Origin of the sequence: Streptomyces sp. NPDC048277 (genome assembly GCF_040652235.1) — a bacterium.
Lineage (GTDB): Bacteria > Actinomycetota > Actinomycetes > Streptomycetales > Streptomycetaceae > Streptomyces.
This window is the reverse complement of record NZ_JBEZLQ010000020.1, coordinates 37,770-63,018: the sequence shown is the minus strand read 5'-3', so window position 1 is coordinate 63,018 and position 25,249 is coordinate 37,770. Positions and strand designations below refer to the sequence as shown.

At 71.7% G+C, this 25,249-nt stretch carries 24 protein-coding genes and 1 pseudogene; 11 read left to right on the top strand and 14 right to left on the bottom strand.

Annotated elements, in window-relative coordinates:
- Positions 1–208: 208 nt before the first annotated feature.
- On the bottom strand, positions 209–1,498 hold the full coding sequence (locus tag AB0D85_RS35390; protein WP_362329255.1) for a streptophobe family protein: 1,290 nt from the start codon (positions 1,496–1,498) through the stop codon (positions 209–211).
- Positions 1,499–1,653: 155 nt separating this feature from the next.
- Here AB0D85_RS35390 and AB0D85_RS35385 point away from each other — a divergent pair.
- Positions 1,654–2,559, top strand: a pseudogene (locus AB0D85_RS35385) (DUF6777 domain-containing protein); the annotation flags it as partial.
- A 721-nt stretch (positions 2,560–3,280) separates the two neighbouring features.
- Complete coding sequence (locus AB0D85_RS35380) at positions 3,281–3,733, top strand: ATP-binding protein (protein ID WP_362329252.1); 453 nt, start codon at positions 3,281–3,283, stop codon at positions 3,731–3,733.
- Positions 3,734–3,837: 104 nt separating this feature from the next.
- Here AB0D85_RS35380 and AB0D85_RS35375 read toward each other — a convergent pair whose 3' ends face one another.
- Positions 3,838–4,725, bottom strand: a complete 888-nt coding sequence (locus tag AB0D85_RS35375; RefSeq protein ID WP_362329249.1) for an RNA polymerase sigma factor SigF — start codon at positions 4,723–4,725, stop codon at positions 3,838–3,840.
- A 225-nt stretch (positions 4,726–4,950) separates the two neighbouring features.
- Positions 4,951–5,763, bottom strand: a complete 813-nt coding sequence (locus tag AB0D85_RS35370; protein ID WP_362329247.1) for a methyltransferase domain-containing protein — start codon at positions 5,761–5,763, stop codon at positions 4,951–4,953.
- A gap of 98 nt (positions 5,764–5,861) precedes the next feature.
- On the opposite strand from AB0D85_RS35370, the gene AB0D85_RS35365 reads away from it, so the two are divergent.
- Positions 5,862–6,188, top strand: coding sequence for a helix-turn-helix transcriptional regulator (locus tag AB0D85_RS35365; RefSeq protein WP_362329596.1), 327 nt, complete (start codon positions 5,862–5,864; stop codon positions 6,186–6,188).
- 7 nt (positions 6,189–6,195) lie between these two features.
- Here AB0D85_RS35365 and AB0D85_RS35360 read toward each other — a convergent pair whose 3' ends face one another.
- On the bottom strand, positions 6,196–7,398 hold the full coding sequence (locus tag AB0D85_RS35360; protein WP_362329245.1) for an epoxide hydrolase family protein: 1,203 nt from the start codon (positions 7,396–7,398) through the stop codon (positions 6,196–6,198).
- Between the two features lie 88 nt (positions 7,399–7,486).
- On the opposite strand from AB0D85_RS35360, the gene AB0D85_RS35355 reads away from it, so the two are divergent.
- Positions 7,487–7,969 (top strand): VOC family protein, encoded by a 483-nt coding sequence (locus AB0D85_RS35355; RefSeq protein ID WP_362329243.1) that lies wholly within the window; start codon positions 7,487–7,489, stop codon positions 7,967–7,969.
- 60 nt (positions 7,970–8,029) lie between these two features.
- Here AB0D85_RS35355 and AB0D85_RS35350 read toward each other — a convergent pair whose 3' ends face one another.
- The 4 genes from AB0D85_RS35350 to AB0D85_RS35335 all read right to left on the bottom strand — a co-directional run bounded on the left by AB0D85_RS35350 (position 8,030) and on the right by AB0D85_RS35335 (position 12,712).
- Positions 8,030–8,914, bottom strand: a complete 885-nt coding sequence (locus AB0D85_RS35350) for a geranyl diphosphate 2-C-methyltransferase (RefSeq protein ID WP_362329241.1) — start codon at positions 8,912–8,914, stop codon at positions 8,030–8,032.
- Positions 8,915–8,963: 49 nt separating this feature from the next.
- Entirely contained in the window at positions 8,964–10,016 is a 1,053-nt protein-coding gene (locus AB0D85_RS35345) for a family 2 encapsulin nanocompartment cargo protein terpene cyclase (protein WP_362329239.1), read from the bottom strand.
- Between the two features lie 17 nt (positions 10,017–10,033).
- Positions 10,034–11,476: a family 2B encapsulin nanocompartment shell protein gene (locus tag AB0D85_RS35340; protein WP_362329237.1), complete on the bottom strand. Its 1,443-nt coding sequence runs from the start codon at positions 11,474–11,476 to the stop codon at positions 10,034–10,036.
- A 228-nt stretch (positions 11,477–11,704) separates the two neighbouring features.
- Positions 11,705–12,712, bottom strand: a complete 1,008-nt coding sequence (locus AB0D85_RS35335; RefSeq protein WP_362329593.1) for a zinc-binding alcohol dehydrogenase family protein — start codon at positions 12,710–12,712, stop codon at positions 11,705–11,707.
- Between the two features lie 147 nt (positions 12,713–12,859).
- Here AB0D85_RS35335 and AB0D85_RS35330 point away from each other — a divergent pair, with 147 nt between their 5' ends.
- Both AB0D85_RS35330 and AB0D85_RS35325 read left to right on the top strand, forming a co-directional pair.
- A complete protein-coding gene (locus AB0D85_RS35330; RefSeq protein ID WP_362329235.1) occupies positions 12,860–13,654 on the top strand; it encodes a VOC family protein in 795 nt (264 codons plus the stop codon).
- A 90-nt stretch (positions 13,655–13,744) separates the two neighbouring features.
- Positions 13,745–14,464: a ribonuclease H gene (locus AB0D85_RS35325; RefSeq protein ID WP_362329233.1), complete on the top strand. Its 720-nt coding sequence runs from the start codon at positions 13,745–13,747 to the stop codon at positions 14,462–14,464.
- 10 nt (positions 14,465–14,474) lie between these two features.
- On the opposite strand, the gene AB0D85_RS35320 is transcribed toward AB0D85_RS35325, so the two are convergent.
- Positions 14,475–15,296, bottom strand: coding sequence for a tyrosinase family protein (locus AB0D85_RS35320; protein ID WP_362329231.1), 822 nt, complete (start codon positions 15,294–15,296; stop codon positions 14,475–14,477).
- Positions 15,297–15,331: 35 nt separating this feature from the next.
- A complete protein-coding gene (locus AB0D85_RS35315; protein ID WP_362329229.1) occupies positions 15,332–15,733 on the bottom strand; it encodes a tyrosinase cofactor in 402 nt (133 codons plus the stop codon).
- A 343-nt stretch (positions 15,734–16,076) separates the two neighbouring features.
- Here AB0D85_RS35315 and AB0D85_RS35310 point away from each other — a divergent pair, with 343 nt between their 5' ends.
- From AB0D85_RS35310 to AB0D85_RS35300, 3 genes are all read left to right on the top strand, one after another.
- A complete protein-coding gene (locus AB0D85_RS35310; protein ID WP_362329590.1) occupies positions 16,077–17,267 on the top strand; it encodes an FAD-dependent monooxygenase in 1,191 nt (396 codons plus the stop codon).
- 97 nt (positions 17,268–17,364) lie between these two features.
- The gene (locus AB0D85_RS35305; protein WP_362329227.1) at positions 17,365–18,858 is read left to right on the top strand and encodes an MFS transporter; all 1,494 of its coding nucleotides are present in this window, start codon (positions 17,365–17,367) and stop codon (positions 18,856–18,858) included.
- The gene (locus tag AB0D85_RS35300; protein ID WP_362329225.1) at positions 18,855–19,442 is read left to right on the top strand and encodes a TetR family transcriptional regulator; all 588 of its coding nucleotides are present in this window, start codon (positions 18,855–18,857) and stop codon (positions 19,440–19,442) included. The genes AB0D85_RS35305 and AB0D85_RS35300 overlap by 4 nt, the downstream gene beginning before the upstream one ends.
- Before the next feature lie 34 nt (positions 19,443–19,476).
- Here the strand turns inward: AB0D85_RS35300 and AB0D85_RS35295 are convergent, their stop codons facing one another.
- On the bottom strand, positions 19,477–21,192 hold the full coding sequence (locus tag AB0D85_RS35295; protein ID WP_362329223.1) for a cholesterol oxidase substrate-binding domain-containing protein: 1,716 nt from the start codon (positions 21,190–21,192) through the stop codon (positions 19,477–19,479).
- 139 nt (positions 21,193–21,331) lie between these two features.
- Between AB0D85_RS35295 and AB0D85_RS35290 the strand changes: the two genes are divergently transcribed.
- Both AB0D85_RS35290 and AB0D85_RS35285 read left to right on the top strand, forming a co-directional pair.
- Complete coding sequence (locus AB0D85_RS35290; protein WP_362329221.1) at positions 21,332–22,315, top strand: aldo/keto reductase; 984 nt, start codon at positions 21,332–21,334, stop codon at positions 22,313–22,315.
- A 98-nt stretch (positions 22,316–22,413) separates the two neighbouring features.
- Positions 22,414–22,899, top strand: a complete 486-nt coding sequence (locus AB0D85_RS35285; protein WP_362329218.1) for a DUF6328 family protein — start codon at positions 22,414–22,416, stop codon at positions 22,897–22,899.
- Here AB0D85_RS35285 and AB0D85_RS35280 read toward each other — a convergent pair.
- From AB0D85_RS35280 to AB0D85_RS35270, 3 genes are all read right to left on the bottom strand, one after another.
- The gene (locus AB0D85_RS35280; RefSeq protein WP_362329216.1) at positions 22,884–23,552 is read right to left on the bottom strand and encodes a DUF2238 domain-containing protein; all 669 of its coding nucleotides are present in this window, start codon (positions 23,550–23,552) and stop codon (positions 22,884–22,886) included. The two genes, AB0D85_RS35285 and AB0D85_RS35280, sit on opposite strands and share 16 nt — an antisense overlap.
- Before the next feature lie 68 nt (positions 23,553–23,620).
- A complete protein-coding gene (locus AB0D85_RS35275; RefSeq protein ID WP_362329214.1) occupies positions 23,621–24,046 on the bottom strand; it encodes an SsgA family sporulation/cell division regulator in 426 nt (141 codons plus the stop codon).
- A 63-nt stretch (positions 24,047–24,109) separates the two neighbouring features.
- The gene (locus AB0D85_RS35270) at positions 24,110–25,159 is read right to left on the bottom strand and encodes a hypothetical protein (RefSeq protein ID WP_362329212.1); all 1,050 of its coding nucleotides are present in this window, start codon (positions 25,157–25,159) and stop codon (positions 24,110–24,112) included.
- Between the last annotated feature and the right edge of the window lie 90 nt (positions 25,160–25,249).

The window sequence follows — 25,249 nt, the reverse complement described above, 5'->3', positions numbered from 1 at the left end:
GGCGGGCGGCGGTACGCGTCCGTCGGCCGGCTGGTCGGCACCCTGGCCCACGTGGCCCCGGCGCGGATCGCAGCCCGTCCGGTCGACGACCGCTACGAGTCCCGCCTTGCCTTCCTCACCGCCCTGCGCAGGGCCGCGTCTGAGGACGGTGGGCGGGGGATCCGTGGAGGACCTGCCCACCGCCCCGGGCGGATCCCGTCCTGCGGGGCTACGCAGCCACCTCGCCCCGCCGGTGTACCGGGCCGGCCAGCAGCGCGCCCAGGAAGCCGGTGACCAGACCCCACAGCGCGCCCAGACCCACGGCCGACCACAGCTCCGGCTTCAGCAGCAGCTCGCCCGACAGATTGCCGCCCACATCGCCGATGCCGAGCAGCGAGAGGCCGTAGTGGGCGGAGATCCGGCCGATCAGGCACAGCGTCAGCACCGTCAGCGCGAGGGCGATCGCGAGATGCACGGCGTGCTGCCAGGCGCGGATCCGGGCCGGGGAGCGCGCCGCCATCAGGAACGCGGCGGCCAGCAGCAGCACCGCGGCCACGCAGAGAAGCCACCACCAGCGGCCGTCGTGGGCGGTGATGGTGCGCAGGTTCAGGGCCGAGATGTCCGGGGTGCGCAGCACCTCGGCGAGCACATGCGGCACCGGCAGGCCGAACGGGCCGTCGACCCTGCCGTTCCAGGTGACGCCCAGACCGAGCGTGAGGGCCAGCCACGCCAGGTTGGGCAGCCCGAGCAGGATCACCGCGAGCGTCTCCTTCACATGCCCCCGCGTCACCATCGCGACCAGGGCGATCACCAGGGCCAGGGCGACGTACGACAGCACGAGCACGACCATCGCGTACGCCGCCGGGCGCACCGACGCCTGGAAACGCAGCAGCCGCCCCGGCAGCGGGGCCCAGCGCGACACCAGCAGCGCCAGCAGCAGGATCCCGGCCAGCCACAGCAGCCCGAACACCACCGTCAGCGGCACATCCGTCGTGAACCCCACCTTCGGCGAGGCGTCCAGCAGGTCGGTGAGGTCGCTGAGCACGCCGCTGCCCACGTCGACGGCGAAGGTGTGCCGGGCGCCGAGAGCGAGACCGGTCAGCGCAGGCAGCCACAGCACCGCGATCCGGGCCGCCCAGCCGGCCAGCTCCCGGGCACCGGCCACCGCCCGGTGCCGCAGCGGCCGCAGAAAGCCCCCGGCGACGACCAGCGCCCCGACCAGCGTCACCGACAGCGGTACGACGGTCAGCCCGGCGTTCGTCCTGGCCAGGTCGCCCGCGTTCCCCGACAGTTCGACGGTGCCGCCGACCGCCGTCACCACCGTCGCGAACACCACCGGCAGGAACGCGCCCTTCGGCAGGTCCGACGCCCCCGCCGCCCACAGCCCCACGGCGGCCACCACGACCATGGCGACGATCGCGGCCGCCACCACGGCGAGGGCCAGTGGCCAGCCGTGCCGGGCCACCGCCCGGCCGCTCGCCGCGGCCACCGGCCGCTCGGGGGCGATTCGGGGGCTCACGCTGTCACGCTAGGCAACTCCCGTACGGCCCGCGCGCCGGGTGGGCCGTACGCGTCGGCTTGCGGGCGGTATCGGACCGGCGCACATTTGGCTCGTTGTGCATCAATTGAGGCATTTTTCACATGTGCCGTTCAATGCACCGGGGAGATGAGCGCGTGAGCGTCGAACCGCCGTCGTCCGGCCGCCCCACGGGGCCTCCCTCCGGCCCGCTGTCCGGATCCTCCGGACCGGCCGGACCCTCCGGGCCGCCCGGCGGACCCCCCTCGCAGCCACCCGGAGGCGGCGGCAGCGGGGGCGGACAGCCGCACCGGCCGTGGTGGCGGTCCGCGCCCCTGATCGCGCTGCTCACCACCGCCGTGGTGGTCGCCGCGGCGCTGGCCGTGGTCCTCACCCGTGCGGGCGGCGGCTCCGGCAAACACGGCGAGGTCTTCCTCCAGGCCGCGGACAGCGCCGGCCAGGACCCGTTCACCGAGTCCAGCGCCAGGAAGAGCTCCGTCGCCCCGGTGTCCCCCGCACCGTCCGCCTCCGCTGCCCCGGTCAACGAGGTGCGCGGGGTGGACGGCGGCGCACCCGGCCTCTACAGCGGCACGCGGTACACCGGAAGCTGCGACGTGGAGAAGCAGATCAGGTACTTCCAGGACTCGCCCGAGCGCACCAAGGCGTTCGCCTCGCAGGCCGGAGTGCAGCCTTCGGGCGTCCCCGCCTACCTGCGCTCGCTCACGCCCGTACAACTGCGCGCGGACACCCGGGTCACCAACCACGGCTACCGCGACGGCACCACGACCGGCTACCAGTCCGTCCTCCAGGCAGGTACCGCCGTCCTGGTCGACGGGCACGGCGTGCCCCGGGTGCGGTGCGCCTGCGGCAATCCGCTGACCCCGCCGGTCGCCCAGCAGAGCACCCCGACGGCCATAGGCACCGCATGGTCCGCATACCGGCCCGCGAACGTGGTCGTCGTCACACCCGCCGCGCAGATCGTCAACGTCTTCGTCATCTTCGACCACGAGCGCGACGACTGGTTCGGCCGGGACCGGGGCGACCACACGGGGCACGACGACCGTCCGGTGAAGGCCCCGGCCGACCCGACCCCGATGTACCCGCCGCCCCACCAAGGCTGCCCGCCCACGTCAGGAAAGAGCGGCGCCCCCGGCACCACACCGTGCCCGCCGACCGCCACCGGCCCGTCACGACCGACCGGCCCCGGCACGGGTTCGAAGTCCCCTCCGCCGAACTCGCCATCCTCGAACACACCGCCCTCCAAGTCCCCGGGCACACAGCCGCCCGCCTCGAAGTCGCCGTCCTCGGAATCGCCCTCGTCGGAGTCGCCGGGCGCGAAGTCCCCGTCTTCCGAGTCGCCCTCGTCGGAGTCGCCGAAGACCGAGTCCCCGAACACGGAGTCACCGCAGACCGCATCGCCGAAGACCGAATCGCCGGGGTCCGAGTCGCCGGCCTCCGGGAGCCCGTCTGCCACGCAGCCGCTGTCCCCGGCGTCGTCCGGGCCCGGGGCGTCGGTGACCTCGGCGGGACCGGCCGCCTCCGCCCCGCCGTCCCTGCCCGCCCGGCCCGGCTCGGCCTCCCAGGCGTAGGTCACCCGATCGGCGGAGTCCGCGGAGTCCCCGGAATCCAAGGACCCGGCGGGCCGCCCCTGCTCTCCGTCGGTGTGAGCCATGTGACGTACTTGTGCGCGGTCGGCGAACATTGCCGGGGACTGCCGGACCGCAGTCTGGGTACGAGCATGGGTGCAACAGCGACCGGCCGGACTGGCCTCCGAGAGAGACACGTATGACCGAACACCTGGGCGGGGCAGTGATACCTACTGGCTTCGACGTACCCGTGGAGCCGCTGCGGCGGGCGGCGCACTACACCGGCGAACCCGGCAGCATCGCCGAGGCGCGGTCCTTCGCGGCCCGCTTCCTGGAGCAGCTCAGGACGGAGTGGTGCGCCGCGATCGACCCCCGGGCGGACGGCGAGCTGCTCCTGGTGGTGAGCGAGCTGATCACCAACGCGGACCGGCACAGCAACGGCCCGTACATCCTCGAACTGGAGGGCACGGACAGCGCGGTCCTGGTCTCCGTGTACGACAGCAGCGCCGCCCTGCCCCGGTGCTTCCCGAAGGACCCCGAGCGGGTCGGCCGGCACGGCCTGGAGATAGTCCACGCCCTGGCCACCGAGGTCGTCGTCGAGCGGGTACCGGTCGGCAAGCGGGTGCGCGCACTGCTGCACCTCCCGCAGTGAACCCCGTCCCGGTTCCGGTCCCGCGGTGACTTCCGTTCCGGCGGCCGTACACCGCGGGCGCCGCCCCACGCGCCGGTGCGGGGCAGCGCCCGGGAGTCCCGCCGTCAGGCGCAGCCGAGTTCGCCCAGCATCCCCTGACGCAGGCGCGTGATGATCCGCTTGATCAGACGGGAGACATGCATCTGGGAGCAGCCGAGCCGCTCGCCGATCTCCGCCTGGGTGGCCTCCTCCACGAACCGCAGATGGATGATCTCCCGGTCGCGTTCGCTCAGTTCGGCCATGAGCGGGGCCAGCGACTGGAAGTCCTCGACGAGCCGCAGCCCGTCCTCCTCGACCCCGATGAAGTCGGCCAGCACCGCCTCGCCGTCCTCGGCACCGTCCCCGGTGAGCGCGGCGTCCAGGGAGGAGGAGTTGTAGCCGTTGGAGGCCAGCTGCCCCTCGACCACCTCGTCCTCGGACAGGTTCATGAGCGTGGCGAGTTCGGCGACCGAGGGCTCCCGGTCGAGCCGGCTGGAGAGTTCCTCACGGGCCTTGGCCAGCTCCACGCGCAGCTCCTGGAGCCGGCGCGGTACATGCACCGCCCAGGTGGTGTCACGGAAGAACCGCTTGATCTCGCCGACGATGTACGGCAGCGCGAAGGAGGTGAACTCGACCTCGCGCGACAGCTCGAACCGGTCGATGGCCTTGATCAGGCCGATCATCCCGGTCTGGACGATGTCCTCCATGTCGTCGCCCCGGTGGCGGAACCGTCCGGCCGCGAACCGCACCAGCGACATGTTCATCTCGATGAGCGTGTTGCGGGCGTACTGGAACTCCGGCGTCCCCTCCTCCACCTCGGTGAGCCGCTGGAAGAACTGGCGCGACAACTCCCGCGCGTCCCGCGGTGCGACGGCCCTCGGGTCCTCGATTCCCGGCAGTGCGCTCCCGGCCGTGCACTCCTCGGCGGCCTGCGCGGTGTCCACTGCTTCCGACCGGATCCCGGCGGTTTCCATTACCTCTCCCAAGTCACGGTTCGGCGTCTGCCTCTTCGGCCTGTGTCGTTCCGGCCCTGTCCAGGTGATCGCCTGGCGCGGGTACCCGGAATCGGACGTCCCATGCGTGCTTCGACGGTTCGGGTACCCGCGGTGACGCGACGCATGCGTCCCGTCCCCGTCCGTGGCGGAAAATCGGTGGGTGCGATGGCCGCGGGCGGACCGACGGGCGCGTCGGCCGGCGGCTCACTCCGCGACGCGTACGGCGGTGATCAGCTCGTGCCAGTACCGCTTGGTGACGACGCCGTCGTACCGCGTGTCGATCAGTTCCCGGATGTCCGCCAGCAGCCCGTTCCGGGCGGGCTCGGGGAGGGCGCGGTGGTTCGAGTACGTGAGGAGTACGTCCAGGTACGCGCCGGTCGAGTACGTGATCTCCTGGGCGTGGCCGTGCACGGTGACGTCCGTGAAGTGCGGGGAGGCGGTGAACTCGGCGGTGTCGGGGGCGAGGCCGGACTCGGGGGTCTGCCGCAGCCCGGGCGGGGTGGCCGGATCCCAGCGTTCGTAGCACTCCTGGACCTCGGCGAAGAAGTCCTCGGTGCCGCCCGCCACATGGTGGGTGGTGACGACCGCGAGCAGTCCGCCGGGGCGCAGCGCGCGGGCCGGCCCGGTCACCCGGAGCGCCGGGTCGAGCCAGTGGAACGCGGTCGCGCACACCACCGCGTCGAACGGCTCCGACGGCAGCTCCCACTCCTCGAAGTCCGCGGTCACGACGTCCACGGCAGGGAACCCCGCCAGTTGCCTGCGGGCCACGGCGGCCAGGGACGGGCCGAGCTCCACGGCGGTGATCGCACAGCCGAACCGGGCCAGGTCGACGGTGAGTTTGCCCGTGCCCGGAGCGATCTCCAGTACCCGGACACCGGGGGCCGCGCCGATGACCCGGCCCAACTCCTCGACGAGAGAAGGGGGATAGCGGGGCCGTGCTCGCTCGTACAACTCGGCGTCCTCGTCGAAGGTGCCCCGCAACTCCGGCGCGTTTCCGGTGAACTCATCGGCTTCCATGCGGGGCAGAATGCCGATCCCGCTCCCCCGCGGGCCACTGCTTTTAGGCTGAGAGGGTGAGCAGCCAACCGACGCACCACGCCCCCGTCGCCCCCGTCATCCCCTTGCGCCCGCAGGAGCCGGCCGCCGCGCCCAGGGAACCGCTCTGGCGCGACCTGGTCGGAGACGTCCTGCGGCGCGAGCGGCTGGCCCAGGAACGCACCCTCAAGGACGTCGCCGACACGGCCCGGATCTCCCTGCCGTACCTGTCGGAGATCGAGCGCGGCCGCAAGGAGGCCTCCTCGGAGGTCCTCGCGGCCGCCGCCCACGCCCTCGGCCTCGACCTGGGCGGTCTGCTGTCCCTGGTGGGGACCGAGTTCACCCGGAAGACCGCTGCCGGCCGACCGGTGCCGGGGCCCTACAACGGCCTGTGCCTGGTCGCCTGACGCCGGCTCAGGCCTCGTCCCCCTCCCGCAACTGCCGGAAGAACGCCCGGACGTCGCCCACCAGCAGGTCCGGCTCCTCCATCGCCGCGAAGTGCCCGCCCCGGTCGAACTCCGTCCAGCGCACGATGTTCTCCGTGCGCTCCGCCCGGTGCCGCAGCGGACGCTGGATCTCGGCCGGGAACACGGCGACGGCGGTCGGTGCCGTCGACGGCTCGGCGGGCCTGGCGGTGCGGGGGCCGGTGGCATGCGCCCGCTCGTAGTAGATCCGGGCGGACGAGGCGGCCGTACCGGTCAGCCAGTACAGCATCACGTCGGTGAGGAGGCGGTCCCGGTCCACCGCCTCCTCCGGCAGCTCCTCGGAGTCCGTCCACGCCTGGAACTTCTCGACGATCCAGGCGAGTTGGCCCACCGGCGAGTCCGTCAGCGCGTACCCGAGCGTGTGCGGGCGGCTGCCCTGCAGGATCGAGTACCCGGTGCCCTCCTTCGTCCATTGCCTCCAGCGGTGCCATGACGCGAGGACAGCGGCCTGTTCCTCGGGGCCGAGCGCGGCCAGCTCCTCGGCCGTGGGCTCGGTGGCCTGCTGCGCGCCCGGCAGCAGATTGAGGTGCACACCGATCACCCGCTCGGGACGGGCACGGCCCAGCTCGCGGGAGATGATCGCGCCCCAGTCACCGCCCTGCGCGCCGAACCGCTCGTAGCCCAGCCGGTGCATCAGCTCGACCCAGGCGTGTGCGATCCGCCCCGGCTCCCAGCCGGGCTCGGCCGTCGGACCGGAGAGGCCGAAGCCGGGGATGCTCGGCAGCACCACATGGAAGGCGTCGGCCGGGTCGCCGCCGTGTGCCACCGGGTCGGTGAGCGGGCCGACCACGTCCAGGAACTCCACGATCGAGCCCGGCCAGCCATGGGTGACGACCAGCGGGGTGGCCTCCGGCTCGGGGGAGCGGATGTGGGCGAAATGGACGTCGGCGCCGTCGATGGTGGTGGTGAACTGCGGCCACGCGTTCAGCTGCGCCTCGGCCGCCCGCCAGTCGTACTCGTGCCGCCAGTACCGGGCCAGCTCCCGCAGATACGGCGTGGGAACGCCGTACGCCCAGCCGGCACCGGGCAGCTCGGCCGGCCAGCGGGTGCGGTCCAGGCGGTCGTGGAGGTCGTCGAGGTCGCTCTGCGGGATCGAGACACGGAACGGACGGATGCCTGGCGAAGAGGTCATGGTCGGGATGGTAAGGCGGCGGCCGATGAGTTTCGCGGTGTATGCCGGTCGGTACAGATGACCCCGTTCCACGCTCCAGGAGGTGCCCATGACCACCGACGGATTCACCACGTGTCTCTGGTTCGACGGCCAGGCCGAGGAGGCCGCCCACTACTACGTGTCCATCTTCAAGAACTCCGGCATCGGGCGGGTCGGCCGCTACACCGAGGCCGGACCCGGCCCCGCCGGCTCGGTGATCGCCGTCGACTTCACGGCCAACGGGCACAAGTTCGTCGCCCTCAACGGCGGCCCGCAGTTCACGTTCAACGAGGCGATCTCCTTCCAGATCTACTGCGACGGCCAGGAGGAGATCGACCACTACTGGGCCAAGCTCACCGAGAACGGCGGCGAGCCCGGCCCCTGCGGCTGGCTCAAGGACAGGTACGGCGTGTCCTGGCAGGTCATCCCCGACGGGCTGATCGAGATGATCGGCGACGCCGACCAGGAGAAGGCGGCGCGCACCACGCGGGCGATGTACGGCATGGGCAAGCTCGACATCGCCGCGCTGCGGAAGGCGTATGCCGGCGAGTGACCCGCACGGGGACGAGGGGCGGTGTCCCGGGACACCGCCCCTCGCGCCCGCTCCGCCGGATCAGACCCGGTCGGCCACGATCAGCAGGTACTGGAAGCTGCCGTTCTTGTACGCGGTGAGGAACGCGTCCTCGACCCCCGTCACCAGGTGCTCGGCCTGCTTGCGCAGCTCCCAGTACGGGATCGTCGCCGCGGTGAGGTCCTCCACATGGACCGGCACGAGCCGGTTCCTGGCCATCGCCCGGAAGTACTCCGACCGGGGGTGGATGTCGCAGATGTAGTGCGCGTTGATCAGGGACACCTCGCGCGAGGCCCGGCCGTAGGTGTCGTTGTAGCAGCCGGTGACCGTCACATAGCGGCCGCCGCGGCGCAGCAGCCGGGCGTGCTCGGCGAACAGCAGCTCCAGCTCGACGTACATCGTGGACTCGTTGTTCCACGAGGCCGCGTACGCGCCCGTCTCGAAGCCGGTGTCCAGCATGTTCCGGTGGTGGTAGCGGACCTTGTCACCGACCTCCCGCTTGCGGGCCATGTCGTTGGCGAAGTCCGCCTGCTTGGCGGAGATGGTGACCCCGTCGGAGTGGCAGCCGTAGCGCAGGTTCGCCACGATGCTGCCGCCGCCCCGGCCGCAGCCGGCGTCGAAGACCCGGTCGGCGGGCGTGAGCGGGCCGAGGTGAGAGGCCAGCAGCTCGGCCTGGGCGTGCTCCAGCCGGTGCAGTTCACCGGTGATCCGTTCCTTGCGCAGACCGGGATCGGTCTCGTCGAGCACCGACCAGTCGGCCTCTCCGATGCCGTAGTGGTGGTGGTACAGGTCGTCGATCTTTCCGAGTTCGAGGTTGACCGGGTTCTCCTCGGCGTTCCAGTACTCCGCGACGCTGTTCTGGTACCTGGACTGGGTCGGCACCGGGGCTGACGTGGTGGTCTTCCGAGTGGTGGGGGCGGTGGTCAACAGTTGCTCCTCGACGTGGTTCTGACGGTGTTTCGGGTGGGTCCTGGGGCTACCAGTAGTCGGGCAGGTGGTAGCGGTTGGTGTTGGTGGAGTGCCATTCGTGGTTGCCCGAGACCCAGGCGGCCAGGCCTTCGGCGTAGCGCGCCACGACGGGCGAGGTGGCGGCCAGGGCGGCCGACTCCTCCTCGAAGGCCTCCATGACCCGGTTGTGGATGTCGACGGACTTCAGATAGGCCGCCTTCAGCCCGCGCCGGTCGTTGGCCGCCACCACCTGGGGCAGGTTCAGGTGGTCAGGGTCGCTGGCCAGCTCCTTGGTGAAGGAGTACAGGTCGTTGACGATCGTGGTGGCGTTGGAGGCGAGGGCGGTGATCCGCTGGATCTCCGGGCGGGAGTAGACCTGCTCGGGCAGTTCGTAGCCGTCCACCGCGTCGACGAGCGACAGACAGGGCCGGAAGTTGTTGAACTGCCGCATCACCAGGTACTCCCAGACCCGCGGCACGTACCCGGTCTCCATCCACGCGGCCTCGCCCAGATACCCGAGGTGCAGCCGGGCGATGTCGTGCACGAAGCGGGTGACCTGGCTGGACGAGGCGAAGCCGGCGTAGTCCTCCAGGGCGAAGTGGTACGAGCGCAGCGGACCGTCGGCCCGGATGCCCTCGCGCCACTCCTCCTCCAGCTCCGGGACGCCGTGGAAGGGGTCGAGCGCCGACTGGGCGATGATCAGCGGGCCGCCGAGCCCGCGCCGGGATCCGCCCCGCCCCTCGTCCTCCTCGCAGTAGCAGGAGTCCACGATGTTCTCGGCGAGCAGCAGCTTGCCGGCGGCGGTGAGGCGGTCCAGATCGAGCCCGCCCGGGTGCTGGAGCACGACGGCCCGGCCGAACTGGAAGCCCGAGAAGTCCCCGTTCCAGGCCTCGGGGAACAGGTCCAGTTCCCGGGCCCAGGCCTCCAGCCGGCGGTCGAGCTCGGCGGCCTTCTCGGGGTCGGCGGGCACGGCCGGCCGGTAGTGCAGTCCGGGGACCGCCCCGGTGCGCCGGGACGGGCGCAGGCTCTGCGCGATGTTGGGCGGACCGGGCAGGGCGTAGGAGGTGGTGGTCGTGGTCATGGATGTGCTCCAGGCCGTCAGTCGGCGGTGCGGCCGAGCTGGACGTTCTCCAGGATCCCGGCCGCGTCGGGGACCAGGATGGCCATCGAGTAGTAGGCGGTGACCAGGTAGTTGACGACGGCCTGCTCGTTGATGCCCATGAAGCGGACATTGAGCCCCGGCTGGAACTCCTCCGGGATGCCGGTCTGGTAGAGGCCGACGACACCCTGGTCGGCCTCGCCGGTGCGCAGCGCGATGATGCTGCTGGTGTGGTCGTCACTGATCGGGATCTTGCTGCACGGATAGATCGGGACCCCGCGCCAGGCCGGGATCTCGTGCCCGTCGACGTTCGCGGAGGCGGGCACGAGACCGCGCCGGTTGCACTGCCGGAAGAAGGCCGCGATCGCCTTGGGATGGGCCAGGAGGACCTTGGTCTTGCGGCGCATGGAGATCAGCTCGTCCATGTCGTCCGGGGTCGGCGGGCCGGTGAAGGAGCTGATCCGCTGCCCGTAGTCGATGTTGTGGAGAAGCCCGAACTCCCGGTTGTTGACCAGCTCCCACTCCTGGCGCTCGCGGATCTCCTCGACCGTGAGGCGCAGCTGCTGCTGGGTCTGGTCCATCGGGTTGTTGTAGAGGTCGGCCACCCGGGAGTGCACCCGCAGCACGGTCTGGGTGAGGGACAACTCGTACTCGCGGGGCGCGAGTTCGTAGTCCACGAAGCCGCCCTGCAGGGTCGGTTCGCCGCTGTGGCCCGCCTGCACGGGGACCTCGGCCTCGCCCTTGCGGTTCATCGGCAGCCGCTGCCGGTCGACATGGGCCTGCAGATGGGCGCCCAGCGACGGCACCCGGCCGATGATCTCCTCGGCGACCGGCCAGGGCAGCGCCAGCACCACCCCCGCGGTCTCCGCCCGGACCGAGGTGAGCCAGAGCGGGTCGGTCTGGCCGACCGCCTCGTCGCCCATCTGGTCGCCGTCGGTGACGACCCCGACGATCTCCTCCTCGCCGTACTTGCCGGCCGCGTACCGGGTGAACCGGCCGTGCACCACCAGGTAGGTCTCGGTGACCGGCTGCCCGGCCTCGAACAGCACCTGCCCGGCGCGCACCTCGCGGGGCTGGAACCGTCCTGCGAGCTCGGCCAGCGTGTCCAGGTCGTCGTAACCGCGCAGGATCGGCAGTTCGGTGAGGGTGTGCGGGATGACCCGGATGTCGTTCCCGCCGTTCTGCTCGAAGCTCACCCGGCCGCGTCCGGTGCGCAGTTGGAGGCGCCGGTTGACCCGGTAGGCGCCGCCCTTGACGTCCACCCACGGCAGCGTCTTCAGCAGCCATCGGGAGGTGATGGCCTGCATCTGCGGTTCGGACTTGGTGGTCGTGGCGAGCTGGCGTGCCGCCCGGGTGCTCAGACTGGTGAGCTGCCCGTCGGCGCTCGGATCCGGCTCGGGCTCGTCGACGGCGGAACCGATGACGCTGTCCGGTGTGGACACATTCCCTCCAGCAGAGCGGTGAACAGAGGTGACCCGCAAGGTCGGTGGTGTGCGAGGTGGTGGTGCGCACCGACAAGCCAAACAGCCCTGGTGATCTCCGGATACGGCGCACACGGGGCGGCTGTTTGCCTTGGTTGCGCAAACCCGGTGCCTGGTGCGGAAAGGGGCGCTCCGCATGATCGCGCGCCGGTCGCCCGCTCTTGTGCCCGGGTGCGCGGAGGGTTGGATTCAGGAGAGGTCGTTCACCAGCACCGCAGCCCCGTCGAAACGCCCCGCCTTCAGGTCCCGCAGCGCCCGTGGGGCCTCGGACAGGGGGTAGGTGTGGGTGGTCGCACGGACGCCGTGCCGCTCGGCGAGGGCCAGGAACTCCCTCCCGTCGGCACGGGTGTTCGAGGTGACACTCCTCAACTCGCGTTCGTAAAACAGTTCGCGTTCGTAATTCATCGGAGGTACGTCACTGAGGTGGATGCCCGCGACCGCCAGCACCCCGCCGCGGTCCAGGGCGCGCAGCGCGACCGGGACCAGATCGCCGACCGGCGCGAACAGGATCGCGCTGTCCAGCGGCTCGGGCGACTGCTCGTAGGCGTCCCGCGCCGAGGCCGCGCCCAGCTCCAGCGCCAGCCGCCGGGCCTCGGCACCCCGGGTCAGCACATGCACGGTCGCGCCCTGGGCGAGGGCCACCTGGGCGCAGAGATGGGCGCTGCCCCCGAAGCCGTAGAGCCCGAGCCGGCCGCCCGGCGGGAGCGACGCCCGCCGCAGTGCGCGATAGCCGATGATCCCGGCGCACAGCAGCGGCGCCAGGGCCACGTCATCGAGCGTGCCGGGCAGCCGGTAGGCGAAGCCGGCCGGCACCGTCGTGTACTCCGCATAACCGCCGTGGGCGTCCCAGCCGGTGTACTCGGAGAGCGGGCACAGGTTCTCCGCGCCCCGTCGGCAGTAGGCGCACTCCCCGTCCGTGTGCCGCAGCCAGGCCACCCCGACCCGGTCGCCGACCGCGAAGTCCGTCACTCCGGCGCCCATGCCCGCGACCTCGCCGACCACCTCGTGCCCCGGCGTCACCCCGGCCCGGTGCACCGGCAGATCCCCCTCCGTGACATGCAGATCGGTGCGGCACACCCCGCAGGCCCGCACCCGGACCAGCAGCTCGTCCGCCCCGGGCACCGGCACCGGCCGCTCGACGAGCCGGAGCGGATCCGCCTCGACCGGTCCGGGCCGCTCCACCGACCACGCCCGCATCACGTCCGCCATACCGCGCCCCGTCCGCCGAAGGCCGTCGCCCCCCACCCAGTGTCCGCCGGAGTCCGGCGTTCGGCGCGCGGGCGCTCCGCCGGGTGACTAGCGTGAGGAACCGGGAGAATCCGCACGATCGGAAGGGCCGCGGCCATGGCGGTACAACCTGAAGGCACCCCCTGTTGGGCCGACGCGATGTTCAGCGATCTGGAGGGGGCCAAGAGCTTCTACGGCGAGGTCCTCGGCTGGACGTTCGGCGAGTCGTCCTCCGAGTACGGCAACTACACCCAGGCCTACGCGGACGGCAAGGCCGTCGCCGCCGTCGTACCGCCCATGCCCGGCCAGGAGGGGCAGTCGCAGTGGTGCCTCTACTTCGCCTCGCCGGACGCGGCGGCCACCGCCGCACGGATCCGGGAGAGCGGCGGCGAGGTGCTGATGGAGCCGATGCAGGTCGGCGAGTTCGGCACGATGTGCCTGGCCCGTGAGCCCAGCGGCGCGGTGTTCGGCATCTGGCAGGGCGGGGTCCACGAGGGCTTCGAGGCGACGGCCGTGCCCGGCGCCTACTGCTGGGCCGAGGTCTTCACCCGCGAGCCCGAGAAGGCCGACCCCTTCTTCAGCGCCGTCTTCCCCTACACGGCCAGGCAGATCGAGGACGACAACGTCGACTTCCGTATGTTCAACCTGGGCGAGCAGACCGTCCTCGGCCGGATGCGGATGACCGACGACTTCCCGCCCGAGGTGCCCTCGTACATCAACCTGTACTTCACCGTCGCCGACTGCGACGAGGCCGTCGCCAAGGCCACCAAGCTCGGCGCGGTACTCCGCTTCGGTCCGATGACCAGCCCCTTCGGCCGGTTCGCGGCGCTCAGCGACCCGCAGGGCGCCAACTTCTCGGTGATCGACATCACGACCACCGAGGGTGACATGCCCTCGTCCAAGGACGTCTGAGCAGGACGGACGCGAGACGGACGCGGGACGGACGCGCGACGGTCGCGGGCCGGACGCGGGCCACGGCCGGGCACCGCGCCCGGCCGTGGCATGATCGGGCCCATGCGTGAACGAGTGGTGGCCGCGTGCGACGGGGCTTCTAAGGGAAACCCGGGACCGGCGGGCTGGGCCTGGGTGGTGTCCGACGACGCGGCGACCCCGGCCCGCTGGGAGGCCGGGCCGCTCGGCAAGGCCACCAACAACGTGGCCGAACTGACCGCCCTGGAGCAGCTGTTGGCGGCCACCGACCCGGACGTGCCGCTCGAGGTGCGGATGGACTCGCAGTACGCGATGAAGGCGGTCACCACCTGGCTGCCCGGCTGGAAGCGCAACGGCTGGAAGACCTCCGCGGGCAAGCCGGTCGCCAACCAGGACCTGGTCGTCCGTATCGACGAACTCCTCGACGGCCGCGCGGTCGACTTCCGGTACGTCCCCGCCCACCAGGTCGACGGCGACCCCCTGAACGACTTCGCCGACCGCGCGGCCAGCCAGGCGGCGAAGGTCCAGGAGGCCGCGGGCAGCGCCCTCGGCTCCCCGGTACCCCCGCCGTCCCCGACACCCGCGGCCTCCGCCGGGGCCCCGCGCCGCAAGACGGCACCCCGCAAGGCGGCGGGCGGCAAGGCGGCGGGCGGCTCCGCTGCCGCGTCCCGCACCATCAAGGCCAAGTTCCCCGGCCGCTGCCTGTGCGGCCGCTCCTACGCGGCGGGCGAGTCCATCGCCAAGAACGCGCAGGGCTGGGGCCACCCGGAGTGCCGTACGGCGGAGGCCTGATCACGGCGTCTCAGACGTCGAACGTGTAGAACCGCGTGTGGTCGAGCAGGTCCGCCGGCCGCACGTCGTTCCACGGCTTCATCGTCTCGTCCAGATCGACCACGTCCGGCGTCCCGCCGCCCGGCACATAGGCCGCCTCCGGGTGCCGGCGCTGCCACTGCGCCCACAGCTTGTCGACGAAGGCGTGGTGCAGCCAGAACACCGGGTCGTTGGGGGAGACCCCGGTGGCCATCTGCCCGCCGACCCAGACATGGACCCGGTTGTGCAGATTGACCCCGCGCCAGCCCTCCAGGTGGTTGCGGAAGCCGTCCGAGGCGCTGTTCCAGGGCGCCATGTCGTACGTCGCGATGTTCAGCACCGAGTCGACCTCGGCCGGGGTCGGCAGCTCGCGCACGCCCGTGCCGAGCGACCTGCGCAGATAAGTACGGCCGTCCACGCGGACGTTGACCGGCCAGTTCCCGCCCGCCGCGGCGAACGGCCCGTCCGTCACCCGCCCGTCCGAACTGCGCCCGGTGCCGCCCAGGAAGTCCGGCGCCCACAGCGAGGCGCGGACCGTGCGGTCGGCGCTCCAGTCCCAGTAGGGGAGTGCCACGGCGGAGTCCACCGACTGCAGCGCCTGCTCGAAGTCGAGCAGGAATCTGCGGTGCCAGGGCAGGAACGACGGCGAACGGTGGCCCGTGCGCTCCGAGTCGTCCGTGTCGGACATGATGAAGGCGTTGTGCGTGCGCACGAAGTCGTCGTAACGCCCGCTGCGCTTCAGCTCGATGACGGCGGCGACGAACCGCCGCTTCTCGTCGGCGGTCAGAGTGGCCTGGTTCTTGCGTACGGTCATGTGCTTCGAGGCTCCGGAAGTCCTTGCGGGGGCGGTCAGTTGGCGGGGAACGGCAGCAGCGCGGCGCCCTGCAGCTCGTCGACCGCCGCGCGGGCGGCGGCGCGCGGGGTGGCCACCGGGTCGTAGTGACTGACCACGCTGATCCAGCTGCCGTCCGCGTTCCGCATCACGTGCAGCTCCACTCCGTCGACGAACACCGCGTATCCGGCGCCGTGTTCGTGGTGGTGACCGCCGCCCGTACCGCCGCCCATGCCTCCCATGTCGGCCGGGCGGCCCTGTATCCGGCGGCCCTTGTAGACCTCGTCGAAAGGTTCGAGGGATCCCCCGTGCCGGTGGGGCGTGGCGGTGGCCGCGGGTGCGACGAGGCTCTGGGCGCCGGCCGCGGCGGCGAGGGCGGCCGCCGCGGTGAGCGCGCGACGGCGGGTGAGGTCGGGCATACGGATGCTCCTGTGGTGGGTGCGGGTGATGACCCCGTATGCCTATCCGCCGGTTCCGGAGCAGGAGAAATCGCCCGGATCGGGTTGGCTGCGATCAGGACAATTGACTACATGTCATACAAGATTGAACGAAGATGATCTTGCTGTGGCGGTGGGCCGACCGACCCCGGAACGGGGAATTCCTTGCCCGGACGTGGCGGTGTCCGTCGATCTTTCGCGGCGGTCCGCCGTCCGGGTGCCGTGGATCACGACGTCAATCTGGCGCGATTCGAAAACCCGGCCGGACCCGCGTGCGCTGCTACCCTGCGGTGCCAATTGACCACGTTCGGTGAATCCCAGGGGTGTGTGCGTGAAGGTCGTCTGCGTCGGAGGCGGGCCCGCCGGCCTGTATCTCGCGATCCTGCTCAAGCGGCAAAGCCCGTCCCACGACATCACCGTCCACGAACGCAACCCCGAGGGCTCGACCTACGGCTGGGGCGTCACCTACTGGCGCGCCCTGCTCGACAGGCTCCACGCGCACGACCCCGAGTCGGCCCGCGCCATCGAGGAGAGCTCGGTGCGCTGGAACCAGGGCGTCGCCCATGTCCGCGACCAGGTCACCCGGCAGCCCGGCGACCCGGGCCACGGCATCGGCCGCCACCGCCTCCTCGAGATCCTCGCCGAGCGCGCCCGGTCCCTGGGGGTGCGGCTGGAGTTCGAGGACGAGATCACGCCCGAGAAGCTCCCCGAGGCCGACCTGGTGGTGGCCGCGGACGGCATCCACAGCCTCCTGCGCACCCGGCGCGCCGACGACTTCGGCGCCCATGTCACCGAGGGCCGCAACCACTACGTCTGGCTCGGCACCACCCAGGTCTTCGACTCCTTCACCTTCGCCTTCGCCGAGACCGAGCACGGCTGGGTCTGGTGCTACGGCTACCCGTACGACGCCGGGCACAGCACCTGCGTCATCGAATGCGCCCCCGAGACCCTCACCGGCCTGGGCCTCGACGCGCTGGGCGAGGCCGACCAACTGGCCCTGCTGGAGAAGCTGTTCGCCGGCATCCTGGACGGACACGCCCTGCTGGGCGGCTCCTCGGCGGCCTGGCCCACCTTCCGCACCCTCACCAACGACAACTGGCACCACGGCAACCTCGTCCTGCTCGGCGACGCCGCCCACACCACCCACTACTCCATCGGCGCCGGGACCACCCTCGCCCTGGAGGACGCGATGTGCCTCGCCGACGCCCTGCGCGAGCACGACACCCTGCCGCAGGCCCTGGCCGCCTACGAGCACCGGCGCAGGGCCGAACTGCTCTCCGCCCAGAGCGCCGCCCGCCTCAGCGCCCAGTGGTACGAGAACCTCCCCCGCTACATCGGCCTGCCCCCGCACCGCATGTTCGCCCTGCTCGGCCAGCGGCACTCGCCCCTGCTGCCGTACGTCCCGCCGCAGCTCTACTACGGGATCGACAAGGCGGCCGGGCGGCTCGAGGTGCTGCGCCGGTTCAAGCGGTGGCTCGGACCGCGGGCGGCGCGGGCTCTGCACGCCCGGTCGTAGCGGCCCGGTGGCGACGGCCCGGGCTGGTGAAAGGTAATTCACCCGATAGGATGAATTCGAATTCACCTACATATCCGTGCCGCCCGCAGGAGTGCCGATGGACCAGCCCGCCCCGACCGCCGGCCCCGCGGATCCGCCCGCCGCGGCTCCGCTGTTGCGGCAGCGGCTGACCATCCCGGTACTGGCCTTCGGCGGGATCCTGATGGCCGTCATGCAGACGGTGGTCGTCCCCCTGCTGCCGGACCTGCCCCGGCTCACCCACTCCTCGGCCGGCACCGTCTCCTGGACGGTCACCGCGACCCTGCTCGCCGGGGCCGTCCTCACCCCGGTGCTCGGCCGGGCCGGTGACATGTACGGCAAGCGCCGGGTGCTCACCGGGGCCCTCGCCCTGATGACCGTGGGCTCGGTGATGTGCGCCCTGTCCTCGGACATCGCCGTGCTCATCGCCGCCCGTGCGCTCCAGGGTGCCGCCGCCTCCGTCGTCCCGCTGTCGATCAGCATCCTGCGCGACGAACTCCCGGCCGAGCGCCGGGGGTCGGCGGTGGCGCTGATGAGTTCCACCGTCGGCATCGGCGCCGCCCTCGGCCTGCCGCTGGCGGCGCTGGTGGTGCAGTACTACGACTGGCACACCATGTTCTGGCTGACCAGCCTCCTCGGCGCGCTCGGTGTGGCGGCCGTGTGGTGGGCGGTCCGGGAGTCCCCGGTGCGCGAGCCCGGCCGGTTCGACGTGCTCGGCGCGCTCGGGCTGGCTGTCGGCCTGACCTGTCTGCTGCTCGGTGTCTCCCAGGGCGGCCAGTGGGGCTGGGGCAGCCCGCGCATCCTCGGCCTGTTCGGCGCCGCGATCCTCGTCATGGCCCTGTGGTGGTGGCAGCAACTGCGCACCGAGCGGCCCCTGGTGGACCTGCACCTGGTCTCCAGGCCGCGCGTCGGCCTGTCGCATGTCGCCGCTCTGCTCACCGGTTTCGCCTTCTACGCCAACTCCCTGGTCACCGCCCAGCTGGTGCAGGCCCCCAAGGCCACCGGATACGGCCTCGGCCTGTCCATCGTGGCCACCGGCCTCTGCCTGCTCCCCAGCGGCATCATCATGCTGGTGTTCTCCCCGGTCTCCGCCCGGATCTCGGCCGCGCGCGGACCGCGCGTCACCCTCGCCCTCGGCGCCGCCGTCATCGCCTGCGGATACGTCGTCCGCATCGCCGACAGCCGCGACCTCTGGATGATCGTCCTGGGCGCCACCGTCGTCGCCACCGGCACCACCCTCGCCTACTCCGCCCTGCCCACGCTGATCCTGCGGGCCGTCCCCGCGCGGCAGACCGCGTCCGCCAACGGCGTCAACGTCCTCATGCGCACCATCGGCCAGGCCACCTCCAGCGCCGCCGTGGCCGCCGTACTCACCCACCACACCAGCCTGGTCGGCGGCACCCCGATCGCCACCCTGCACGGATACCAGCTGGCGTTCGGGATGGCCTGCGCCGTCGCGCTCGCGGCCAGCGCCGCCGCCCTGTCCATACCCGGCGACCGGGCTCCGGACGACACCCTGCGCGCCGGGGGCCGCACGCAGGGCGCCCGCGACGACGCGCTGGAGGGAGCATGAGCGGTGTGAGCACCCGACCCCCCACCGCAGCCGCGCCCGCCCGCCGGGACGCGGAGGCCACCAAGGCGGCCATCCTCAAGGCCGCCCGCCACCTCCTCGCCCGCCACCCGCACGCCGACATCACCCTCAAGGACGTCGCCGAACGCGCCGGTGTCAGTGCGCCGTTGGTCCTCAAGTACTTCGGCAACAAGGACGGCCTGTTCGCCCGCGTGATGTCCTTCGACGCCGACGCGGCCGCTCTGCTGGACGCCCCGCTGGACGACCTCGGCCGCCACATGGTCCGGCATGTCCTGGAGAGCCAGCGCGACCGCGGCGCCGACCCGCTGCTGCGGATCGTCTTCGCGCCCCTGCACGGCGACCACGGCGACGTGCTGCGCGCCAACTTCCGCGCCCACGTCGTCGACGCCCTCGCCGCCCGGCTCGCCGGACCGGACCCCGGCCTGCGCGCCGAACTCGCCGTCGCCCAGCTCATCGGCCTGGGCGTGATGTACGGCATCGCCCGCGGCCCACGACTGCGCGACTCCGTGATCGACGACATCGCCGACCGCTACGGCCCGGCCCTCCAGGCCCAGTTGACGCTCTAGACGTGGGAGAGGGCTACTGCTTCCGAGTGCCCCTCTACCGAGCCACGAGCAGCCCGTCCAGGAACCCGTTGCCGAACACGCGGTGCGGGTCCAGGCGGTCCAGCGTCCCGACCGCCGCATTCCACACCGCTGCACCGAAGGACGCCGGAATCGTCGTACCGAGCACCTCCGTATCACTCCACACACCGGACTCCGTATAGGCCCACCCTTTGGACCACTCGACACGAGTCCCGTCGAACCGCTCGAACAGGAACCTCTCCAACTCCCGCAGGAACGCCTCCGCGTAGGGTGTCCCCGGCAGCGTCAGCACATCCAGCCACACAGCCGTGTCGGCCCCATCCTCCGGCCGCAGCGCGGACAGCAACGGCACTTGGGCGCCGGCCACCCCGACATCCCCCGGGTCGTCCAGTCCCGTCACCCGTATCTCCACCGATCCGTTCACGGGGAACCGTCCCAACGCCGCGTACGCGGCGAGCCGTTCGCGATAGAACGACGTGAACTCGTGCACCACCCGTTGCACTTCACTGCGCTCGGTGAGCACCGCGTACCCGTTCGCGTTGATCCGCAGCGTGGTCGGTTTGATGTACAGCAGCGTGTTCTTCGACGCCCCCCAGATGTCCGAGGACAGCGTCGTCACCAACCCGAGCGCCGCCACGTCCAGTTGCGCGTTGCCCAGCACCGGCGCCAGATACCAGGCCGCGTCGGACACCATCCGCCCCACCAGGTCGGCGACCACGGTCGGGACGTTGTCGGAGAAGGGGTAGTTGTACGGCGAGGTGACGTGCCGTGAGGTGAGCGGCTTCGTCGGAGCGACGCTCCACTCCTTCAGCCACGGGTACTCGGTGAAGGCGAACCAGATCGCCTCGACCCGCCCGGACCGCGTCAGGAAGCCGTCGAAGGTCCGCCCGCCGGAACCCGGCGCCGCGAACAGCTCGCCGGCCGGGATGTCGGTCCGGCTGACGCACCGCAGACCGCGGTCGGCCCCGGCCCGCAGCACGACCTCGGTCACCAGGGCCCGGCCGAGATGGGTGAGCAGGGCCGCGCAGTCCGCCTCGTCGCGCCGGAACGTCCGCAGGACGTACGCCCCGGCGTCCTCGTCCCACACCACCGCCGTCAGCGACAGCACCAGGTTGCTCAGGGAGCCGTAGGTGTGACCGGGCAGCGGCTCCTCGCCGTCGGCCGGTACGGCGGTGCCGTGCGCGTCGATCGCCAGCGCCCCGCCCAGCGTCAGATCGCCGGGTGCGGGCGTGGCGGTGAGCCCGAGGCCGTGGCCCTCCAGGAAGGTGAGCAGCGCCTCCAGGCCGACGCCGGCCCCGGCCCGTACCGCCGGGCCCTCCCCACCGGAGTCCAGGGCGAGCCCCGTGAGATGCGTCGCGGTGTCGACGAGCAGCACCTTGTCGTCGGCGGCCGTCCCCTCCGTGACCGTCAGGGGCGACCACCCGTGCGAGGAGCCACGCGCGCGTACCCGCCAGCCGTTGCGCCAGGCCCAGTCGACGACTGCCGGCACCTGCTCGGCGTCGGCCGGGGCGCAGGCCCACAGCCCGTCCGCGGTGATCTCGCCGACCCAGTTGCGGTAGGCCGAGCGGTACAGGGCGACCTCCGGCGGGAAACCGGGCAGTTCGGCGGCGGCCACGGCCGGGTCCGCCGCGAGCAGCACGGGTACGGCGGCCAGCACGGCGGCCGACCGGAGGAAACCCCGACGGCTCCAGCCGTCGTTCCAGGACTTGTTGTTCGCTGAACCATCAGTCACGCCGACACGCTAGGGGCCGGGTTGACGCACTCCTGATTTCTGTCGAACGCAATCACCCGTGTGAGTGAAGGATTCACAGGTGGGCGGGGTGGCCCCGGGCCATGACACCGTTGTCGGTGGCGGATGACAGACTGGCGCCATGGACGAACGCGTAATCGACAGGTCGGGACAGCGGGCATCGATCGTCGGCCTCGGCACATGGCAGCTCGGCGCCGACTGGGGCGAGGTGGACGAGAAGGACGCCCTCGCCGTCCTGGAGACGGCGGCCGAGTCGGGGGTGACCTTCTTCGACACCGCCGACGTGTACGGCGACGGGCGCAGCGAGCAGACCATCGCGACCTTCCTGCGCGGCAGGCCGGACCTCCATGTGCTGGTGGCCACCAAGATGGGCCGCCGGGTCGACCAGATCCCGGAGAACTACGTCCTGGACAACTTCCGCGCGTGGAACGACCGGTCGCGCCGCAACCTCGGCGTGGACCGCCTGGACCTGGTGCAGCTGCACTGCCCGCCGACCCCGGTCTACTCCTCCGGCGAGGTGTACGACGCCCTCGACACGATGGTCGAGGAGGAGCGCATCGCGGCCTACGGGGTCAGCGTCGAGACCTGCGCGGAGGCGCTCACCGCGATCGCCCGCCCGGGCGTGGCCGGCGTGCAGATCATCCTCAACCCGTTCCGTATGAAGCCGCTCCTGGAGGTGCTCCCGGCCGCCAGGGAGGCCGGCGTAGGCATCATCGCGCGCGTGCCGCTCGCCTCCGGCCTGCTGTCCGGCAAGTACACCAAGGACACCGTCTTCGCGGCCGACGACCACCGCACCTACAACCGGCACGGCGAGGCCTTCGACCAGGGCGAGACCTTCTCCGGCGTGGACTACGCGACGGGCGTCGAGGCCGCCGCCGAGTTCGCCGCCCTCGCCCCCGAGGGATACACCCCGGCCCAGCTCGCCCTGCGTTGGATCATCGAGCAGCCCGGTGTGACCACGGTGATCCCGGGCGCCCGCAACCCCGGGCAGGCCCGCGCCAACGCGGCCGCCGCGAAGCTCCCGCAGCTGCCCGAGGAGACGGTCACCGCGATCCGCGAGCTCTACGACCGGCGGATCAAGGACCAGGTCGAGAACCGCTGGTAGCCCGCACCGCCGGGAGCGGAGCGGATGCCACCGCTCCCGGCGGCCGGGCCCCCGCGCCCCCTTGTTTGAACGGTCTTCCGCCTGGTTACACGCATCGCATGAGCGAGCCGGCGCGGCGGACGGGACGCGACGAGACGGAGGAAGAGCGCGCCGACCGGATGTGGACCGAGCTCATCCAGGAGGTGCGCGTCGCCCAGACCGGCGTGCAGATCCTCTTCGGCTTCCTGCTCACCGTGGTCTTCCAGCAGAAGTACGCCCAGCTGTCCGACGCGGACCGGACGATCTACATCGTCACCGTCGTCCTCGGCGCCTGCGCCACGGGCGCCCTCATCGGCCCGGTGTCCCTGCACCGGATGGTCGCCGGGCAGCGGGTGAAACCGGAGGCGGTCCGGCTGGCGGCCCGGCTGACCTCGATCGGCCTCTTCCTGCTGCTGGCCACCATGACCGCCTCACTGGTGCTGATCCTCCGGGTGGCCACCGACGGCGGCTACGTGACCTGGGCGGTCTCCGCCGTCGTCGTCTGGTACCTGGTGTGCTGGTACGCCGTGCCGCTGTGGGCCCGGCGCCGTCACACCGTCCGCTGAGCCGCCTCCAGCGTCCGCAGCTGCCGGTCGTGCACCCGGCTGAGCAGCAGCAGTGACACCGTCGCCCCGATCAGCGCGCAGAACATGTCCCACTGGGTGTCCCAGGCATCGCCCTGCGTGGCCAGGAAGGCGTCCGCGCCGTGTCCGCCGATCTCCGCCGCCAGCCACTCCAGCAGCTCGAAGAACGCGCTGAACGCGAGGCACGCGCACACGGTCAGCGGAGCCGGCCAGCGGCTGCCGCGCAGCGGGGAGGTACGGACGAGCAGCTCCCGGACCAGGATCGCGGGCACGAAACCCTGCATGAGGTGGCCGAAGCGGTCGTACGGATTGCGGTCCAGGCCGAAGGTGTCGCGCACCCAGTCACCCACCGGCACCTCGGCGTAGGTGTAGTGGCCGCCGACGGCGAGCACCAGCGCATGGGCCGAGAGCAGCCCGGCCAGCAGCCCGGTGAGGGGGAATCGCCGCCAGGTCAGCACCACCAGCGGCAGCCCCGCCAGCACCCACACCGTCTCCAGGAACCAGGTCGTACGGTCCCGTGCTCCCCACGCCGACACGGCCATGCCGGCCACCACCACCCCGGCGAACAGGGCGGGCGGCACACGGCGCGCCACCTCGTGGCGGACGGGACGCGGGGCGGGGTGCACTGCGGTCATCGCGGACTCCTTGTCGTGGGAGCCCCATCGTGGCCGCAGCGCTTGGGCATGGACATGAGTACGGCTACTCAGCCGGTGGCGAGGATCTCCGCGAGTACGTCGTCGACAGGGACCTCTTCCCGGCCGGGCGGCACCGCCATGTACGTGTCGCTCAGGAAGGAGGCCAGCGCGGGAGCCCACACGAACACCACCGCGTGGTGCCGCTCACCGCCGGGCAGCGGGTCGCCGAGGAAATCCATGCGCACTTCCCTCCAGCGCCCCTGCCGTACCGGCCGCAACCGCACGTCCCCGACCCCGACCGGCTCTCTCAGGGAGTCGTTCAGCATCTCGCGGTCCAGCCGCCACCGGGCGAGCACCCTGCCGTCCAGGGCGAACACCGCGGTGACGGCGAACGGGTCACCGGCGTCGTACGACAGATGGGCGAGGACGGGGCAGCGGCCCGTCCCGTCCGCCCGGAGCTGTACCACCAGGGTCCTGTGCACGATGGGGTTCACGCGAGTGGCCTCCGAGAACGATCGGCTTGGTGCCCTCTAGTACCCCTCCCGCGTGAAAAACGCTCAATCCTGAACGGAATTGCCCTTGGTGCCGCGCAGCGCGGCCAGGCAGGAGCCGATGGCCTGCTGGAGTTCCTCCAGGCGCTGGACCATGTCGTCCTCGTAGAAGTCCTGGGCGTCGTCGAAGGTCAGCTCCTCGAACGCCTTGGTCGCCTTCTGCAGGCTGCTGTAGAACTTGGTGCGCTGTTCCTGGACGCGGAGTTCGGGGTCGGCCTCGACCGCCTCGACCACCAGGTTCTTCATGGTGTCGTAGGCCTCGGTCGCCCACTCGCCGGTGTCCTCGTCCTCGTCCAGCTCGTCGAGGAGCGAGAGATGGCGCTCGGCCTCCTGGCGCAGCTCGACGGGTGCGTCGACGGTCTGCCCGGCCGGGGTCTTGATCTGTCCGGACTCGGCGATCTGCCGGACATAGCCGATGCGGTCGGCCGAGCGGCTCGCGGTGGCCACGGCCTTCTTCAGGTCGGCGGTGCGGACCACGTCCCGGGCCAGCACGGTCTGCAGGTCCGGGTCCTCCTTGATGCGGTCGAGGAGGGCCGTGCGGGCGGCGCTGGCGGTCGACGGGTCGGCGAGGATCGCGGCGCGCAGCGCGGTCGGGTTCTCCGCGACCTCGAGGGCCTTGGTGGGCCGGATGCCCTCGGCCTCGGCGGCCTCGGCGATGGCGGTGCCGCGCTCGGAGGTCGCGCTGTTGCGGGAGACGTAGTAGGTCAACCACGCGTCGGAGTCCGGGAGTTCCACCTCCTGGCCGGGGGCCAGTGCCTCGAAGTGCGGGACGAGGCCGTCGTCCGCGGCCCGGTCCCAGGCCTTGTAGTAGCGCATGACCCGCTCCGGGGAGCAGCCGGCCAGCTCGGCGAACTCCTTCGCCGACACCTTCGGCGTCTCCTCCGCGCCCTGTCCGCCCGGCCGCACACTGCGGGCCACCATCAGCCCGAACGTCCAGCCTCCGGTCCGCACATAGGCACCGAACTCCCGGGCGTCCCGCGCCACGAGGTCGGAGAGGGGAGCCGGGGACGGGGCGGACGGGGTGGACGTCTCGGACGGGTCGATCGCTAGGGTCACGGAGGACACTCCTGAAGGCTGCCGGACTGCATGCGTACAGTCCGGCAGCCTATATCGGCGCATTGACGCGGGTTTGCCAGCCCGTCGACG

Bases quoted from the DNA above. Each gene is read 5' to 3' on its own strand.
- AB0D85_RS35375 (WP_362329249.1), bottom strand. From the start codon at position 4,725: ATGGAAACCGCCGGGATCCGGTCGGAAGCAGTGGACACCGCGCAGGCC.
- AB0D85_RS35355 (WP_362329243.1), top strand. From the start codon at position 7,487: ATGACCACCGACGGATTCACCACGTGTCTCTGGTTCGACGGCCAGGCC.
- AB0D85_RS35360 (WP_362329245.1), bottom strand. From the start codon at position 7,398: ATGACCTCTTCGCCAGGCATCCGTCCGTTCCGTGTCTCGATCCCGCAG.
- AB0D85_RS35330 (WP_362329235.1), top strand. From the start codon at position 12,860: ATGGCGGTACAACCTGAAGGCACCCCCTGTTGGGCCGACGCGATGTTC.
- AB0D85_RS35290 (WP_362329221.1), top strand. From the start codon at position 21,332: ATGGACGAACGCGTAATCGACAGGTCGGGACAGCGGGCATCGATCGTC.
- AB0D85_RS35315 (WP_362329229.1), bottom strand. From the start codon at position 15,733: ATGCCCGACCTCACCCGCCGTCGCGCGCTCACCGCGGCGGCCGCCCTC.
- AB0D85_RS35380 (WP_362329252.1), top strand. From the start codon at position 3,281: ATGACCGAACACCTGGGCGGGGCAGTGATACCTACTGGCTTCGACGTA.
- AB0D85_RS35305 (WP_362329227.1), top strand. From the start codon at position 17,365: ATGGACCAGCCCGCCCCGACCGCCGGCCCCGCGGATCCGCCCGCCGCG.
- AB0D85_RS35285 (WP_362329218.1), top strand. From the start codon at position 22,414: ATGAGCGAGCCGGCGCGGCGGACGGGACGCGACGAGACGGAGGAAGAG.
- AB0D85_RS35320 (WP_362329231.1), bottom strand. From the start codon at position 15,296: ATGACCGTACGCAAGAACCAGGCCACTCTGACCGCCGACGAGAAGCGG.
- AB0D85_RS35325 (WP_362329233.1), top strand. From the start codon at position 13,745: ATGATCGGGCCCATGCGTGAACGAGTGGTGGCCGCGTGCGACGGGGCT.
- AB0D85_RS35335 (WP_362329593.1), bottom strand. From the start codon at position 12,712: ATGCGGGCGTGGTCGGTGGAGCGGCCCGGACCGGTCGAGGCGGATCCG.
- AB0D85_RS35280 (WP_362329216.1), bottom strand. From the start codon at position 23,552: ATGACCGCAGTGCACCCCGCCCCGCGTCCCGTCCGCCACGAGGTGGCG.
- AB0D85_RS35300 (WP_362329225.1), top strand. From the start codon at position 18,855: ATGAGCGGTGTGAGCACCCGACCCCCCACCGCAGCCGCGCCCGCCCGC.
- AB0D85_RS35345 (WP_362329239.1), bottom strand. From the start codon at position 10,016: ATGACCACGACCACCACCTCCTACGCCCTGCCCGGTCCGCCCAACATC.
- AB0D85_RS35370 (WP_362329247.1), bottom strand. From the start codon at position 5,763: ATGGAAGCCGATGAGTTCACCGGAAACGCGCCGGAGTTGCGGGGCACC.